Annotated in this window: 15 protein-coding genes; 3 read left to right on the forward strand and 12 right to left on the reverse strand. The window is 43.1% G+C overall.

The window, feature by feature from the left end; translation table 11 throughout:
• Positions 1-79 precede the first annotated feature (79 nt).
• The 3 genes from V6C27_09680 to V6C27_09690 are packed head-to-tail and all read right to left on the reverse strand — an operon-like array spanning position 80 to position 3,319.
• Positions 80-1,486, reverse strand: coding sequence for an FAD-linked oxidase C-terminal domain-containing protein (locus V6C27_09680; protein ID MEG6616683.1), 1,407 nt, complete (start codon positions 1,484-1,486; stop codon positions 80-82).
• A 12-nt stretch (positions 1,487-1,498) separates the two neighbouring features.
• Entirely contained in the window at positions 1,499-2,515 is a 1,017-nt protein-coding gene (locus V6C27_09685; GenBank protein MEG6616684.1) for an electron transfer flavoprotein subunit alpha/FixB family protein, read from the reverse strand.
• Positions 2,516-2,530: 15 nt separating this feature from the next.
• Positions 2,531-3,319 (reverse strand): electron transfer flavoprotein subunit beta/FixA family protein, encoded by a 789-nt coding sequence (locus V6C27_09690; GenBank protein ID MEG6616685.1) that lies wholly within the window; start codon positions 3,317-3,319, stop codon positions 2,531-2,533.
• Between the two features lie 447 nt (positions 3,320-3,766).
• On the opposite strand from V6C27_09690, the gene V6C27_09695 reads away from it, so the two are divergent.
• Positions 3,767-4,255, forward strand: a complete 489-nt coding sequence (locus V6C27_09695; GenBank protein MEG6616686.1) for a spore coat protein — start codon at positions 3,767-3,769, stop codon at positions 4,253-4,255.
• Between the two features lie 53 nt (positions 4,256-4,308).
• Here the strand turns inward: V6C27_09695 and V6C27_09700 are convergent, their stop codons facing one another.
• From V6C27_09700 to V6C27_09740, 9 genes are all read right to left on the reverse strand, one after another.
• The gene (locus V6C27_09700) at positions 4,309-6,117 is read right to left on the reverse strand and encodes a DNA mismatch repair protein MutS (protein ID MEG6616687.1); all 1,809 of its coding nucleotides are present in this window, start codon (positions 6,115-6,117) and stop codon (positions 4,309-4,311) included.
• A gap of 115 nt (positions 6,118-6,232) precedes the next feature.
• Complete coding sequence (locus V6C27_09705; protein MEG6616688.1) at positions 6,233-7,645, reverse strand: SLC13 family permease; 1,413 nt, start codon at positions 7,643-7,645, stop codon at positions 6,233-6,235.
• 300 nt (positions 7,646-7,945) lie between these two features.
• Positions 7,946-9,424 carry an aryl-sulfate sulfotransferase gene (locus V6C27_09710; protein ID MEG6616689.1) on the reverse strand — a complete coding sequence of 493 codons (1,479 nt, stop codon included), beginning with the start codon at positions 9,422-9,424 and terminating at the stop codon, positions 7,946-7,948.
• A gap of 356 nt (positions 9,425-9,780) precedes the next feature.
• Positions 9,781-11,046, reverse strand: a complete 1,266-nt coding sequence (locus V6C27_09715; protein ID MEG6616690.1) for an FAD-dependent oxidoreductase — start codon at positions 11,044-11,046, stop codon at positions 9,781-9,783.
• Positions 11,047-11,289: 243 nt separating this feature from the next.
• Positions 11,290-11,457, reverse strand: coding sequence for a small, acid-soluble spore protein, alpha/beta type (locus V6C27_09720; GenBank protein MEG6616691.1), 168 nt, complete (start codon positions 11,455-11,457; stop codon positions 11,290-11,292).
• 232 nt (positions 11,458-11,689) lie between these two features.
• Positions 11,690-12,817, reverse strand: a complete 1,128-nt coding sequence (locus V6C27_09725) for an endospore germination permease (GenBank protein ID MEG6616692.1) — start codon at positions 12,815-12,817, stop codon at positions 11,690-11,692.
• Positions 12,818-12,819: 2 nt separating this feature from the next.
• On the reverse strand, positions 12,820-13,983 hold the full coding sequence (locus tag V6C27_09730) for a Ger(x)C family spore germination protein (GenBank protein ID MEG6616693.1): 1,164 nt from the start codon (positions 13,981-13,983) through the stop codon (positions 12,820-12,822).
• A 16-nt stretch (positions 13,984-13,999) separates the two neighbouring features.
• Positions 14,000-14,650: a spore germination protein gene (locus V6C27_09735; GenBank protein MEG6616694.1), complete on the reverse strand. Its 651-nt coding sequence runs from the start codon at positions 14,648-14,650 to the stop codon at positions 14,000-14,002.
• A complete protein-coding gene (locus V6C27_09740; protein MEG6616695.1) occupies positions 14,647-15,558 on the reverse strand; it encodes a spore germination protein in 912 nt (303 codons plus the stop codon). Before V6C27_09740 ends, V6C27_09735 begins: the two co-directional genes overlap by 4 nt.
• Before the next feature lie 168 nt (positions 15,559-15,726).
• On the opposite strand from V6C27_09740, the gene V6C27_09745 reads away from it, so the two are divergent.
• On the forward strand, positions 15,727-16,089 hold the full coding sequence (locus V6C27_09745; protein ID MEG6616696.1) for a DUF2512 family protein: 363 nt from the start codon (positions 15,727-15,729) through the stop codon (positions 16,087-16,089).
• 92 nt (positions 16,090-16,181) lie between these two features.
• Positions 16,182-17,006, forward strand: coding sequence for an MBL fold metallo-hydrolase (locus tag V6C27_09750; protein MEG6616697.1), 825 nt, complete (start codon positions 16,182-16,184; stop codon positions 17,004-17,006).
• Positions 17,007-17,031: the final 25 nt, after the last annotated feature.

A 17,031-nucleotide genomic window follows, 5' to 3' on the forward strand; every position in this document is an offset into this window, starting at 1 on the left:
TTATATGTCGTTATGTACGAAAGAAAAAAGGAGAACTGCAATAATAATACAGTTCTCCTTTTTAATCTTAATTATTCAATTAAACCAACACTTTACCTGGGTTCATAATGCCTTTCGGATCCAGGGCATTTTTAATGGCCTTTAATACGTTGCGTTGACCAGCGGTAATGTGTTTATCCATGGCTGGAGCACGCTTTGCACCAATTCCGTGTTCACCGGATAGGTTACCACCCAATGCATACACTGCTTCATATAACTCTTCCAATACGTTGTCCTTCAGTTCATGCCACTGGTGCTCATCACGGTCCTCCCGCAGGATGGTGGCGTGAATGTTACCGTCACCGGCGTGGCCGCAGCTAGGAATTTTGCAGTCATATTTAGCAGAAATGCGCTCAATAGCTTCCAGCGCTTTGGGGATCTCAGAAACCGGCACCACAATGTCCTCCATGCAGTACACTGGGCTCAGCATGCGCAGGGCTTCGGCATAGCATTTGCGCGACTTCCAAATCCGCTCTTGGGTGGACATGTTGTCAGCCACAAACACTTCCAGCGCACCATTTTTCTGCGCCAATTTACCGATGGTTTCGTAGTCATCTTGCACCTGAGCTTCGGAGCTACCATCAATTTCACAAATAACATAAGCGCCGGCATCACTGTAAGGTAGCTTTTTATTTAGATAAATTTCAGCGGCTTTAATGGATAAGCTGTCCATAAACTCTAGGCAGGTAGGAATAATACCAGCTGTCATAATTTTGGGCACTACGTTAATGGCACTTTGCATGTCAGCAAAGGGAATTAACAGGTCAGCCACATACTTAGGCAGCGGCATCAGCTTTAACCAAATTTTGGTCACCACACCAAAGGTACCTTCAGTACCCACCATTAAGTGGATAAAATCATAGCCGGTTACATCCTTAACGTTTTTACCACCGAAGGTAACAATTTCGCCATTGGGCATGACCACTTCTAAACCGTATACGTGACGGCTGGTAACACCATATTTTACTGCTTTGTTGCCACCGGCATTGGTGGCGATGTTACCGCCAATGAAGGAGCTGTCGGCCGAACAAGGGTCACCGGCATACAGAAAACCATGGGATTTAGCGGTGGCTTGTACTTCACCAGTGGTTACACCAGGCTCTACCACCATAAACAGGTTTTGTTCATCCACTTCCAGAATTTTATTCATTTTCTCTAGGGATAACACAATACCGCCATGTAGAGGTACTGCACCGGCAGCCAGACCGGTACCGCCACCCCGAGGGGTAACTGGTATTACATATTCGTTAGCTAACTTAACAACGCCAGCAACTTGCTCAACGTTCTCAGGTTTTACTACCACCTCTGGCATTTTTTCCCATTGTTTGTCAGAGGTCTCGTCCCGAGAGTACATGTCCATTTTTTCTTCATCCGTCAGCACATTGGCTGCACCAACTATATTTTGCAGTGCGGCGATAAATTCCGCATTAACTTTATTAAATTTCACGATTATCCCCCCTTAGGCAGTAGCTTTAACTTTTTTAACAGCTTCAATGATCATAGGTACCACTTCGAAAACATCGCCTACGATACCAAAGTCAGCAACTTTAAAGATTTGTGCTTCTGGGTCTTTGTTTACTTCTACAACAATATCTGAAGTCTGCATACCAGCTAAGTGTTGAATTTTGCCGGATAAACCAAAGGCAAAATACAATTTTGGTGATACAGTTTTACCGGATAAACCAATTTGGTGAGGATAAGTGGTCCAACCTAATTCTACCGCATCCCGGGTAGCGCCCACAGCGCCACCTAATAGGTCAGCCAGTTCTTCCACCATCTTAAAGCCATCGGCATTCTTCATCCCTTTACCGCCGGCTACAATTACGTCAGCTTCTTCAATATTTACTGTTTGAGTGGTATCTTTAATGTATTCTAAGAATTTTTCCGGAGTGGCTAATAAGCTGCCAGCATATTCCTTAACAACAATTTCACCGGTGCGAGTGGGATCAATTGCCGCAGGTTTTGCTGATTTTGGTCTTACCGTTGCCATTTGAGGACGGTGGTCGGTTGTTTTAATGGTGGCCATAATGTTACCGCCAATGGCCGGACGGGTTTGTAGTAAGATTTTCTCTTCGGGGTCAATGGTTAACTCGGTGCAATCAGCAGTTAAACCGGTATTAGCCTTAGCAGCAACTAAAGGCATCACAGTGCGACCCGTGGTGGTGGCTGCTGCGATAATGATCTCTGGTTTTTCCTCTTCAATCAATTGGCAAATAGCATTGCAATATGGTTTTGGTAAAAAGTTAGCAAAAATTGAATCTTTAATAAAGAACACTTTGTCGGCACCGCGCTTTATTACTTCTTCCAAATTTTCAATTTCATTGCCCAATAAAATGCAGCTCAGTTCGGTCCGTAGCTCATCAGCCAGCGCACGACCGCGATTTAGCAATTCAAAAGTTACTGAACCAATTTTGCCGTCCCTTTGTTCGCCTAGAACCATTACACCTTTATATTGAGAAATATCGTGGTTAGCCATATTGTTCTCCCCTTTCTATAGCGCTTCCTTAGCGGTTAAAAACTGCATCAGTTCATCAACCGGCTTAGAAGTACCGTCAGCATTGTGCATAATAGTATCACGGGAAAGTTTGGGGCTAAACACCCTAACCACTCTGGTGGGAGAACCGCCCAAACCCAATTCACTGGCATCTACATCCAAATCTTTTTCAGACCAAACGGAGATTTCCACCTCTTTGGCCTTCAGTTTACCATCCAATGTTGGGAAACCTGGTTCGTTAATATCTTTGTTTACAGTGAGCATTACTGGATAAGTAACTGCCACCTTCTCAAAACCACCTTCAACGGTACGCTTAACCACAACTTGGTCATCTTGGGCATCAATGGCAGAAACGTATGTTTCTACCGGTATATCTAAGTAGTTGGCAATCATGGCACCGGTTTGTCCGGTTTCACCGTCGGTGGCTCTCTCTCCACAAATCACCATATCCACTGGACCTAATTTTTTAATGGCGGCGGAAAGGGCCTTAGCGGTAGCGATGGTATCGGAACCAGCAAAGGCTCTGCTGGATAGAAGTACGCCACCGTCGGCACCCATAGCCACTGCTTCTTTTAAAGCCTTTAATGCCGATTGAGGGCCCATGCTTACAGCGGTTAGCTTTACATCTTCTCTTGAGTTTTTGATTTGAACCGCTGCCTCCAGCGCATTCTCATCTAACGGGTTGATAATGGTATCTTTACCACTACGAATCATTACACCGGTCTCTGGATCCATTTTAACGTTGTCGGTACCAGGAACCTGCTTTATAAGTACAACAATATGCAAAACCCGCACCTCCTAGAAATTTTTGTGTTTAAGTGATTGTTGTCTGATAATAAAGACATCTGATGGTCTGACCACACATATTCGTGATTACTATATCAAACACTTATTGGTTGATCAATAGTTTAGACTACATTTAATTAAAAAAGTGAAACCTTGTCATAATTAGTCTAGAATGGCCATGGGAAGACAGGGGAAGAAGACAGGGGGACAGGTCCCGGAAGACAGGGGGACAGGTCCCGTGTCTTCTCAATAAGACAGGGAACCTGTCCCCCTGTCTTCGGCGGCAAGAAAAAGAATGTAAATCAACGGGCCACTACACTACTTCTTCTGCGGTAGTGGCCTTTTGTGCAAGGGGCTTGATTCATCACGCCCGGTAGGGGCATATATGTGCCTGTATAAAGTCCAGTCAACGGTACCATAATATGATACAGGAGGTGGATATTTCAAATGACGTCATTAAATTTAACCCAAAAGGAAAATATGTTGTTACAAGATCAACAAAAACATGAACAACTATGCGTGCAAAAGTATCAGGACTATGCCCAACAGGCCCAAGATCCTCAGTTGCAACAGTTATTTAATTCACTGTCCCAAAAGGAACAACAGCACTTAGATACTATTAATCAATTACTTAACGGTCAGATACCCAATCTACAGCAAAACCAACAACAAGGGCAGCAACCGGGCCAACAACAAAATGCGCAAACATCTCAGCAATTTGCTCTGAGTGGCGGTACTGTTAACCCACACGATATTACTTTATGTAACGACATGTTGATTACCGAGAAATATATCTCTAATTCCTATGATAACGCCATATTTGAAAACACCAACAGCCAAGTGCGGCAAATATTAAACCACATCCAAAAGGAAGAACAACAACATGGCGAGGCTATCTATAATTATATACAAAGCAAAGGCATGTACAATCCATAGTGGCTGTTTGAAAGCAAAAATAAGCCAAGGAAAATAATTATTCCTTGGCTTTTCTATTTATCTGCATCGCTAACATCAATGCCAATCATTTTCATCAGCGCTATGGCATTGGTGGTTCGGGAAACTCCTGTTTTTAGTCGATAATCAAAGGTTATTTCATTGCCAACGATCTGATCGGTAAAATGGTAATTGCTGATTTGCCGCGGCAATTCATCTGCCAGCAAACTTAATTCCAGGTCATGGGTGGTGACCATGCCAATGGCTGCTTGCTGAGCCAGCTTTTTAATGATGATGCGGGCTCCGGTAATTCGATCTCGGGAGTTAGTGCCTTTAAATATTTCATCAAGTAAAAAGATAATTGATTCACCCCGATGGGCAGCATCTATGATTAACTTAATACGTTTTATTTCTGCATAAAAATAGGAAGTGTTTTGTTCCATATCGTCTTGAATGCGCATGCTGGTATAGATATTCATGTTGGAACAGCTTAATGCCGAGGCACAAACCGGCGCTCCAGCATAGGCCAACACCAAGTTAATGCCCACTGTACGCAGCAGTGTGCTTTTACCGGACATATTGGAACCGGTAATAATATGGATGGTGCCTGGTTGCGCCAGCGAAACATCATTATAAACCCGCGCCCCTTGGTTAATCAGCGGGTGCCCCAGTTCGGTGGCCTTAAAGTAAGGCGTATCACCGGTCACCTCTGGAAATACCCACTGGGGATTGTCGTGGGCCAAAATGGCTAAGCTGGACAGCGCCTCAAACTGACCAATGACTTCAAACCATCTTTCTAAATGTCTGCCATATTGGGCCTTCCACTGATCCAATGCCCTAATGGTATAAAGATCGAAGAATATCAGCGCATTAATAAAATGATATACCACCGAATAGCGCAGGTTAATCAAAGTGGCAATCTTGGCCAGCGCCTGGGCTTGCTGGGAAGCTGTTTGCTGCCTTTTAATCAGTTGCCGTTGTAGTTTCACCAGCAATGGCGCTTGAAACTGCTGGCCTTCGATATGGTTTAACAGCTTTAACAGTCGGTCCAATTCGGCGGCGGTGTCCTCGGTGCTACCAAAGGCCCTGCCAGTTACCCCCATGCTCAATGTGGCCACCACCACCTGCATAATTAAGGTTACCAGGGGTAAATTACTGGACACTTTCCCCATCACCACTAGAATAAACAAGATCACGGTGGTCACCGGCAATAGCCACAGTAGGTAGACATAGTTTCTATTTTCAAACAGCGGTCTTTCCCGAGTCCAAGCCAACAGTTTATCTAAATTATCCGGTTGATTACTGCCACCGATGCCATTGGCTTGTAACTGTTGCCGCCAGTCTAAATGGCTGGCCAGTTCTTTAATGGCCTGTTGGCGAGCAGTGGTGGCATCAGGCGCAACGGGCCGACCTAATAATTGGGCCAACGCCCGCTCACCGGTAACCAAATTGGTGGTGTTTAAGTACTGGAATAGCGACCCCTGACCAAAAATGTTTAAATCCCCACTGTAAGGGTGTTCTGCCGCCATAAATTGTTCTCCCCGGTGGGGAAAACTGGTCCACTGGCCAGACAGTCTTTTCAAGGCTTGGTCATTAATGGCAACGTAGTTTTCTAAATGGCTAATCTGCCCCCTCACTTTGCGATGCCGATTAACCACCACCATAAATATAAGCACCAATAGAGCGACGTATAGGTAAAGGTTAGCCACCTCCTTAAAATAGCTGTAAACCAATAAACCAATCACCGTCACTGCCAGTGCACTGCGATAGAAAACCAGTTGGCTATCTTTTTTCTTTGCATCAGCCAATTCTGTTTGGTAACCGGATTTTTTTTGTTGGTAGATTTCTTCTGCATTAGTTTTCATAATGACTATTTTACCATAAATAAAAAATTAACCTCAAATTTTTTATTGAGATTCTTAATAAAATGCCAAAAGCAACCATGAAAAACATCCATGGTTGCTTTAATAATAAATGGCACTATAGTAAACCAATTATTTTCCAATAGGGAACCAAAATAGCTAACAGGAATACCAAGTTCAATACCATTTTAATGCTAAATATTTTGATAAAATCCTTTAGGTGAATCAAACCAAAGGAGAAAAATATTAACACCAACGCGTACTCATAAGGCATGATGATTTGGTCAGCACCTTGGAAAATGGTATAGAAAAATACTTTGGGATCGATGCCTAACTTTAGGGCCACTTCAGTCAATGGAGCAGTAAAGGCCGCAAAGATAGCCAAAGGCGTTAACAAGAAGTTACTTAATACGCATAGCAACCAGATTAAACCTATGGTTACGTAAATTCCATTGGAGGACAGTAATGGCATCATTGCTTCTGCTAATAATTGACCCAATCCAAGCACGTTGGCAGCAGCACCAATGCTCATACATGCGGTAACAAAGAATAGCAACGAATAATTAATTCGCTTGATATCGTTTTCGGTACCAATATTAATCCCAGGGAGAAACAGGGCGATTCCAGCAAAAGCAAAACCCCAACCAATATCGATGCCGTGCAGACCCCCGGTGACTAAGAATAACACTAACATTGAAGTAACAAAAATAGCTTTTTTCTCGCTAGTGCTTAACCTTCCTAATTTGTTATACTCCTCAGTAACATAATCTTTGCAGTTAATGGGCTTGCTAGGTTTAAATACTTTTGATACTACAAACACCATAAAGAAGCACCAAAAAATACCAGGAATATTATGGGTGAAAAATTGTATCCAAGTAATTTGTTCGGAATATACCGTCGATGCAGCGCCTGTAATGATGGCGAAGTTTGGGTTATAAAAAAAGAATAACGGCAGCAAAGCGGCAAAGGCGCCAGTAAGCATAATGCCTGCAGATTCTTTTGATTTACCTAAATTTAAGGCCATACAAATACCATAGGTAAAGGCTGCCATCGGAATTACTGCCTGGGCCGGTATCAGTATGTTTAAGATAATGCCCGCAAACATTACGCCATATAAAATTCCTTTATAGGTGCCACCGGTTTTAATGATACACCAGTAAGCTATCCTTCTTAATATGCCGGTGCTTTCTAAACAGTTAGCCAATAAAATTCCACCCAAAAACATCCAAGGAATGGTGGTTGACCAAGGACCAAAGACAGCAGTGACTGGCGCAACTTCGGTCACCACATAAAATACTGGCAGAAACAAAGCCGGGATTAACTGGGGTAACAACTCAAAGGCAAAGAGCAATATGGCACATAGTGTTCCAGCAAAAAATATTCTCATTTGTGATGTGAAGACTTCTGTTACTGGAATCAACATCACTAGTAATGGTAAACCAATGGTGAGTAACCATAAAAACATTTGCTTTCTATTGGCATTATTTGATTGGGCAATGGCGGGGGATTTAGTGGCAATTGATGTTGACATAAGCAAGCCCTCCTAACAAAAAACATTTGTATTGTTATTGTTTGCCTTTTCACAACATATTTTAAAAAAATATTCACCGCCGGCTTGTGAATTGTTTTTTATTTTATTAACAAATTATACTTTAGTATAGTAACACTATTTTGTAGCATAGGCTATGTTTTCTTTTAGACTATTGGTTGTAACTAATGGAATAATAGTAAAATAGTTGCACGATTTACAAATAACTAATTAATATATTTACTTTCACTAGTATTGTTATCGGAGGTAGCCACTGGCCACCCCCGATATTGCTGATATTAACTAAATGCGGATTACACCATCATCATCGTCGTCATCGTCATTATTTTCTTCCTCTACCGTTGTAACACAGAAACCATCCACTTTACCGTAACCCAAGGTACCTTCTACCTCAATTACATCGTCACAACCCATGGGAGCAGCCCCGGGCATTCTAAAGTTATTTACGTCCACTGGTTCAATGGCAACTTCTTCTTGCTTGCCTAATTGAGGCACCCAATCATATGGCAATCGGTACGCACGGTACACCATGTTGAGTTTGAAGTTTTTACCCCAATATGGAGAGATATATTCCCACACAATTTCATGGTCTGCAGTTACTTCAATCAGCCTACCACCGGAGCCTTCGGTAATAAAGGTATTGCCATTGGGCAATCTTTGGGCACTGCTGATAAATGGGCTGTAGAAATAATGGGAATGATATGGCTCCAAAAATCCTGCTTTGGTTGGGGTATACTTCCAAACAACCTTTAAAGTGATGGGATCAATTTCTAAAACTCTGGAATGGTCCCGACGATATGCTTTGGTACCATATGGGGTAGTCTGACTTGGTAAGCCATAGCCTGCCCAACCACCGTTGTCAAAGACTAAGATGTTTCCTTCACCAGGTAAACCCTTGGGTATCATGTGGGCATGGTGTTGACCAATGATAATACCCATTTTCTTTAGTTCAGGACTCTTGGTATAATCTGGGCCAATTTGCCACACAATTTTACCGTTTTCTTTGCTAATAATGGCAATAATGTTAGTCTCTCTGGCATCCCAAATGATGTTGTCTGGATGGAATCTTTCATCCCCTTGGTCATACCATTTGTTGGGGCCCAGGGTTGACATGGAGTTAATGTGCATCCAATCGCCCATACCACCGCCACAATCATGCATATTGGGGTCTCTGAACAGTACGTTTTTTTCTGCTTCGGAAAAGCCCAACTCGTCAAAATGCTCGTTACAGTTCCATTCCCAAACAATATTGCCTTCCCAATCCACTTCAATTATAGTGTCATCCAACAGGTTTTTATCAGAAATCTTTTTATTATCTACGTTTCTATGACAAAGGATTAAAGTGTTACCACCGTCAGTTTTGGGGTCCATACCTGGTACATAATAACCCACTGGATTACCTTCCCGTTGATAATCATGGTGTTGTCTAGCCATCCAACGCCCTTCCATACCCGGGTCTTCAATAAATTCATGTTGATCAAACTTCCAAACAATATTACCATCCCAGTCAACTTGTACCAAGTCAACGTTATCTTGGTAACCAAATCTGGAATCTCTGGCTCCACTGTGACCCATTACAAAGCCGCCGGGCAACATTTTGTTAGGGAATCCGTGCAGACCCTTCCATAGCTTTACTTCTTTACCATTCATGTTAATTAACAGCGCGCCCAATTCGTTAGCTTGAAAAATGGTGTAACCGTTAAAAGCTTTTTTGGGATTGTAAATTGTCGTACCGGTGGGGTGAATTGTTGGTAAACCCATAAAACAATCTCCTCCTTGTTAAAGTTTATTTTTTCACATTGTACTCTTAAAAAATAATTCACCGTTAATTGTGAATTATTTTATTTGATGATGAAATTATACTATACATAGCGCCATTACTTTGTAGCATAGGCTACAAGTAGCAAAAATTTATCATTATTGACGGTGACACAAAAAAACATGCATCGCTCCCTAATTCGATGCATGTTTTTCAGATATATTTATAACTTAATAAACTATATAAGAACAAGGAGGTGTTCTTAACTTAAAAAAATTATAACATAATGTCAGCCGCGTGACAACCGCTATGTTGGCATAAAGGGGCTGTTGCAAAAGTATTTTGCAACAGCCTCTCTTTATTTATGGTAATTGCATTTATATACATAATTCATTCGATTAAGCCCGGATACATCACAAAATAATGATTTAATACCCCCCAGTGCAAAACTGTATTTTAGGGGAATTAAGTTTTTAACCCGCAGGGCCACTGGGCCCTGTAGCTTGATGAACTTGAGCTTGTTGACTGCCTCTCCCACCGCTGTATGGCGACCGATGTGAATCAGCAAAAATATAATCGATGGCTGATAAGGCTTCTTCGGTAGACCGATGATATCAGCAAAGATATTTTCGGCCGCCGCCTGGCCCTGCTGTCTAGCCGCTTGGGCGGTGGCAATGACCGGTTTTCCAGTCTTGGGGTCTTTAACCAGTGCACTATCACCAATGACGTAAACGTTTTCATCTTCAGGACACTGCAAGTACTGATTTACCTCCACCCGGCCCCGGGCATCGGTTTTTAATCCTGTTTCGGTTGCCAGCCTGTTGGCTCTGATGCCGCCGGTCCAAATAAAGTCGGTATAGTTTATTTCCCGTCCGGATGCTAAATAAACTGTGTCTGCAGTGGCTTTTTTAATAAAGTCACCTGTCACCACCTCGACGCCAAGCTTTTTCAAGGTTCTCTCAGCATATTGGTATACCTGGGCTGACATGCCTGGCAACAGATGGGGACTACCTTCCACCAGGATGATTTGATACTGCTGGGCTTTAATAATTCCCAGATCTTGCAATTCGCCCAATTGGTCCGCCAATTCACCGGCAAACTCCACCCCCGTTAGTCCACCGCCCCCAACCACAAAGGTTTTTTTCGGCGCTAGGGGTGCCGCCACCAAATCTGCTATTACCTTATCCACCCTGGTTTTGATTTGACAAGCATTTTTTAAGCTGTTTAAGCTAATACTGTGTTCCTTTAAGCCAGGAATATTAAAGTACTCCGCTTCGCTGCCCAGCGCATTCACCAAATAGCGATAGGGTATTCTTTTATCACCGTTTACAATCACATGTCTATTTTGATAATCGATGTTATCTATATGTCCTCTAACAAATTTGATATTGTGGTCATCCAATACTATATCCATTGAAACCCGAGCTTCATTGATATCCTTGGTGCCAGCAGCAGGCTGATATAGTTGAGTCCTTAGTGTATGAAAATCATGTTTATCTATTAAAACAATTTGATATTCGTTGTGTAAGTTAAAATTTTCATTCCTAAATAACAATTCATCTAACATATGGGCGACCTTAATGCCGCCATAACCCGCACCTAATATTACAATTTGTTCTGCCACGTGCTCACCCCCTGTTAGCTAGTTGTGGCTTAACTTATGTGATAAGTATAACATACACATTGAAGATATTATATAGTTTACACTACAAAAGAACCAAAATGGTCATTCTTTTTTTCTATATCAGGTATTGAAACTCTTGACAAATTACCGAAGTTAAGCAAGCGTCTTAGCTTTTCTTATTTTATCCTATACCTTTTGATTGTAAAAATAAAGAGACCGAATGGTATTTCGGCCTCTTTAATGCTACATCAATTCATTTGCCTTTTCCAGCGCTATTCTAACCATGTTGCCGCATTGTCTGGAGGTTAGGTTTCCATAGTCACTATGTTCACCTTCAATTAGACCTTCAACACCTTGCTGATGGGCTGCATAGTGCTTCATTTTCCAATTCATCACTTTATCTCTACCCATGAAAGCAACCCCCTTTTAATTTAGATGATTTGTTGGTTTTAGTTTGTGCCACAAAAACAATTGTATGACAAGTAAGTAAAGGCAGGTTGGTATATGGTTTCCTTTTTTGATTTATAATTTCTAAAATAATTTACATTGTCCTGCTGGCATAAGCTTGTTTTAATTATGAATTCTGAATTTTGAATTATGAATGGATGGTTCGCCATTTAATTCCTAATTCATAATTGCTTTTTTATTTATTTTTCTTCCTTTGATCAATTTGTTGGCTGTCTATGCCTCGGGCGGCTGCAATCATTAGCAACAATAGCGGCACCAGGAACGTTAGTACTAGCAATAGCGGGGTAATAACATATACAGACAGTGCTCTAAAATCAAAGTTTGATCGAAACCCCAAGGCCACTACCATAACCATAATTACACCTAACGGCAACACTGTTTGCCGGTAATGCTTCAAACCGGCCCACTGTTGAATTGCCAAGCAACCGGCATAGTAAAAAATTGCTCCCAAAATCCAGTAACCAAACCACCACACCCCCAACAATAGCGGGTCTAACCGTTCTAAAAAATCCCCTATTTCGATCATCCGAATCATTGCAAAGGTGGGAAATAAGAAATTTTGGGTTTGTCTTTCGCCATAGATCATAATCACTGAGTAGCTGGCTGCCAAAGCCAAGGTAATGGCAGCCATAGCCATTATCTGGGTTTTAAATAGCCTTCGGGAAGATGTTGATTTTAGATAGGGGTAAACCATTAAACTTAAAGACAAATAACCCATTCTGGCCATCATCAATACCGTCCCCAGTAACAGTGGTACTAAGCCATGGTTCAAAAAGGGTTGTAGCAATTGCAACTGGTAATTGGGGATATTTAACAGCACAAACAGCACCATCAGTAACAGGGCCGGCAAAGTAATAATTTGCGTAATTCTCACCATACTTTCTAAGCCCAGCCACACTAAATATACCTTTGGTATAAAATGCAACAGCGCGATCACTATGACGGGTATTTGTGGTGAAAAGCTGGTGAGCATTAAAAAGTTTACTTCCATGGAAACTAAAATTGGTATTGCAATAAAAAATAGGATATAAAGGATACCAATTATTTTACCCAAAAACTTGCCCAACAATGCCGGCGCATATTGAATAATGCTGTGCCGGGGAAAGCGCTGGGCCAGTTTGGTATAAATCGACACCAATAACAACATATAAACCATTGATAATAATAAAGAAAAATAGATATCCCTGCCAGCAAAGTCAAAAATGGCACTGATAATAGAAGCATTGCCGGCGGTCAAAATACAAATGATAATAATAGTAGCAAGTTGCTGTAACGTTATTTCAGGGCGCCCCAATGCATTCACCCTCACTCATCAAATTTTTTGCCCGCCTTGAGCCCGTTGGATATCACCCGACAGTCAGCATGGATTCTAATCTCCATTTTGGAAAAAAGTTGGTCCCAGTGGGCCTCCATGTTTTTAAATTCCCGGGGCATTTTGCGATGAAACAGATTGCCAAAGCCAAAAATATCTGCCTGCATTGATTGGGCTGTGGCAAAAACATTTTCTATGTGACTTACAATGGCCTGGCTCGCGTGTTCTTCAATGGCAGTTACCATTTCTTTGGTCAGCTGACGGCGCAAAATGTTTTCATTGGCCAAAATTACTTTTTCACTTACCTCCACCTCCACCACCGGGCGGCCATTTTCCAATAGCGGCTTTAATTTGGAGTTGGCTGACAGCACCTCTAAAGCAATTTGATTGCCCGGAGTTGTGGGGTCAGCGACTACCGCTAATCCTCCCTGCAGTTTACCGATTGTTAACAGATAACCGCGCATCTGGTCGGTATTAATATATCCCACCAGCTTATCCCCTTTAAAAACCCCGGCGCCATCCAACTCAAAGTGTTTTTCTTTGCCCTGTGCCGCTGAAATTGCCTTAAGAGTAGGTATCAAGTAAGCCCCACTGGGAGCATTGATAAACAAACTCAGATCCTTAAGGTTAACTTCCATGGATTGACCGTGCTTATCTACATTTTTAAAAACATTGGTTATGGCCATGGCTGGCAGTTGTTCTTCCACCTCAGTCTGCAGTAAATCACTGGCTTGACCACGGCAGGTAACAATTAAAGTGCTATAAAGTAATTCCACATCCCGGGACACAAAGTCCAACAAGCTGCTGATGCCGGCCTTGGCCGCCTCTTCACCAATGACATATATTTGGTTGTGAGAAAAAAACAACTGTCTGGTGCTTTGCTTGGCCATGTTCCGCACCGTTTCAAACACTGTGCGGCCCGCTGCGGAATAGCTGATGATGGGACTTTCTTGACCACCACCATTGCCACTGCTACTGGTCTGTAGCACCGATGTACGCACCACTTGGAGCGTAGTTAAATAATCCTCTCCCGCTCTATCTATACCCACCCCTAATACCAAAAATAAATCCTCAATATCATTGTTGCCCCAGCAGCCGGTTAACAGAGTTAAAATCAGTATAACTGCCGTTAGTTTAATCAAATGTTTTTTTCGCAAAGGCATTAACCTCCATCTAACTACGCTGTCTTTTCTTCTGTCTAATTGGTGCCATGCGACCAATGCTACGGGGCCTTAACAATTGTGCCCAGTGGGGTGCCCGCACCAAATTATCCCGACCGTGCTGGCCAAAAAAATTGGCACCGGTGAGGTAAGGTATCCCAAAGGATTTTAAGGACGCCATATGGGCTAAAATAAAAGCCAAACCAGAAAACAACCCCGGAAACCCAAATAGTCCAGCTAAAATAATGATGGGAAACCGCAACAACCTTAAAGTAATACTCAAGTTATAAGCCGGAATAGCAAAGGAAGCGATGCCGGTGGTGGCCACGATAATAATCATAATTGGTGATACCAAGCCCGCTTGTACCGCCGCCTCACCAATAATCAACGCCCCCACTATGGACACCGCCTGCCCCACTGCCCGGGGCAAACGGATACCGGCCTCCCGAAACAGTTCAAAGGTGATCTCCATTAACAACGCTTCCATAATGGCCGGTAAAGGTACCCCTTCCCGGCCGGAGGAGATGGATAGCGCCAATAGAGTGGGAATCATCCCCTGGTGGTAAGTAACCATTGCCACATAGGTGGCCGGCAATGTCAGCGAGATTAACATTGCGGCCAAGCGCAACCACCGGATTACCGTGCCCGTAAAAATATTTTTCATAATAATCCTCTGAGGCTTGGAAAAATTGCATAAATAGCGTTGGCACCAGCAGCACAAAGGGAGTACCATCTATGATAATGGCCACCCTGCCCTCCACCAAACCGGCGGGCAACTTTATCCGGGCGCTCGGTATGCTCAATCTGCGGGAAAGGTGAATAGGGGTGATCCTCAATATACTCTTCAATGTAGCCGCTTTCTAAAATGCTATCGGTATCAATCCCTTTAATGCGCCGCCGCACCTCATCTACAACCTCGGGGTCCGCCACCCCTTCAATATAGACTAAGGCAATATCTGTACTGGTTAAACGACCAACGGACAACGCCTCAAACCGCAGATAGGGGGTACGAATTCGCCGCCGCAGTTGGGTGACGTTGTTTAACAGCATTTCAGTAAAGGCTTCCTTTGGTCCCCGCACCACCTCTTCGGCGTTAGGTTCCCCAATGGATCGGCCCTTAAAGCCCTTGGTACCACAAATGATGGCCGTATCAAAGCCATCAATTAAGATGGCAGTGTCCCCAAAGATTACCCCCTCCACCAGTTGGTCAAAGTCCCGAGCCACATAGACTTCACCAATGGTGAGGGCGGTATGCCACATCACATCAAAGGCATCCTTTTCCGGTATCGGTGGTGCCTGTAACATAATGGATTTTAATAAATTCTCATTAATCTCATGGGCATCCGCCATATTATCTAGATATAGAATGATGGCGTTAGGGCCATGATGGGCTAGCGTAACATCTCTGAAATTTACATCCAAACTGCTGCCTAAAATGTGTTGTAACATTTCCTTATTGAACTTTAAATCCCGCTTGAGATGCTGGGGACGAAAATTATTGCCAGTGATACCCTTTGCCGCTATCCCATTGGATAATTTATGCCGCCCTTTTGTCCACTTTTTCCACCACATGACAATGCCACCCCCATTAATAAACAAGTCCGCCTTTATTTTGCACCACAACCAAGTTAAATATTTACATTAATGCTTAATTAAGCCATTAAAGCATTTGTCTGTAATGCATAACGGCAATTTTTACGAGCATATTAAAGTTAAATTTAATTGAAGGGTGGTGAAAAAATGAGTAGAACCACAATGGCCCTGATTGTAAAATTTATTATGACCTTCTTGGCCGCTTGGATAATTTTTGGCGTAATGTTGGACAACCCACTATCCCATGTACTTTTATTAAGTGCTTTAGGCACAGCCATAAACTATCTGCTGGGCGACTTGATGGTGTTACCTAAATTTGGCAACGCTGTAGCTTCGGTGGGTGACGGTGTGATGGCAGCGCTTACTGCCTATATTTTAGACATGCTGATCCCGGTTTTTGAAACTACCTTTACCGCACTAATATTATTTACCTTGGCTGTGGCGGCCTTTGAATATTTCTTCCATCAATACTTACTAAAAGATGAAAAGGTGGCTCCCAATAAGGACTAAAGAAAATTTAGGCCCAGTGAATTAATTCACTGGGTCATTTATGTTTTTAAATTTGGTCATACTATCGTTAATAAATAATTGGGGGTTATGTAATGGGAAATAAATTAGTGGAAGGGTTATCAGTCTCAGCAACCTCGGCTCAGCAAGTTAAGCCGGACATATTTGTGTTAGACTTTACCATTGTTACCGCCTGTCTGCTGGGTCATCCCCAGGATAAAAACTGGGTGTTGGTGGATACCGGGCTAGAAAACTCGGCAGATTTTATTTTGCAATCTGTGGACCAGCGCTTCGGTCAGGGCAGCCGGCCCCAGGCTATAATTCTCACCCACGGCCATTTCGACCATGTGGGCTCGGTAATTACGTTGGCTAACCACTGGGATGTGCCGGTTTATGCTCATCCATTAGAATTACCTTATATTACTGGTAAAAAAGATTACCCCATGCCGGACCCCACCGTGGGTGGTGGCATGGTGGCACAAATGTCGCCCACCTTCCCTCACACCAGTATTAACTTAGGACACCGGGCAGTGGCCTTACCGGATGACGGCAGTGTACCCGGCATTGCTGGTTGGCGTTGGCTACATACCCCTGGTCATACCCCGGGACATATCTGCCTGTTCCGACATCAAGATCGAGTACTGTTGGCGGCAGATGCCTTCACCACCGTCAAGCAAGAATCCTTACTATCAGTGGTCACCCAAAGCGAACAGATTAGCGGTCCACCGGCTTACCTAACCACCGATTGGCAAGCCGCCGAAGCTTCGGTAAATAAATTGCGAGATCTCGGGCCGTCTTTGGTCATCCCCAGCCACGGGCAACCAATGCAAGGGCAGGAATTGACTCAACATTTATCAATGCTGACCCAACATTTTGCCGAAATGGCAATGCCCGAGCAAGGGCGCTTTGTGGAAGAGTAGTGAGACACTGGAGATGATCAACCCC

Source organism: Peptococcaceae bacterium 1198_IL3148 (assembly GCA_036763105.1).
GTDB lineage: Bacteria > Bacillota > Desulfotomaculia > Desulfotomaculales > Desulfohalotomaculaceae > JBAIYS01.

Coding starts and splice junctions, on each gene's coding strand:
- V6C27_09685 (MEG6616684.1), bottom strand. CDS start 2,515: ATGGCTAACCACGATATTTCTCAATATAAAGGTGTAATGGTTCTAGGC.
- V6C27_09695 (MEG6616686.1), top strand. CDS start 3,767: ATGACGTCATTAAATTTAACCCAAAAGGAAAATATGTTGTTACAAGAT.
- V6C27_09700 (MEG6616687.1), bottom strand. CDS start 6,117: ATGAAAACTAATGCAGAAGAAATCTACCAACAAAAAAAATCCGGTTAC.
- V6C27_09705 (MEG6616688.1), bottom strand. CDS start 7,645: ATGTCAACATCAATTGCCACTAAATCCCCCGCCATTGCCCAATCAAAT.
- V6C27_09710 (MEG6616689.1), bottom strand. CDS start 9,424: ATGGGTTTACCAACAATTCACCCCACCGGTACGACAATTTACAATCCC.
- V6C27_09720 (MEG6616691.1), bottom strand. CDS start 11,457: ATGGGTAGAGATAAAGTGATGAATTGGAAAATGAAGCACTATGCAGCC.
- V6C27_09735 (MEG6616694.1), bottom strand. CDS start 14,650: ATGAAAAATATTTTTACGGGCACGGTAATCCGGTGGTTGCGCTTGGCC.
- V6C27_09740 (MEG6616695.1), bottom strand. CDS start 15,558: ATGTGGTGGAAAAAGTGGACAAAAGGGCGGCATAAATTATCCAATGGG.
- V6C27_09745 (MEG6616696.1), top strand. CDS start 15,727: ATGAGTAGAACCACAATGGCCCTGATTGTAAAATTTATTATGACCTTC.
- V6C27_09750 (MEG6616697.1), top strand. CDS start 16,182: ATGGGAAATAAATTAGTGGAAGGGTTATCAGTCTCAGCAACCTCGGCT.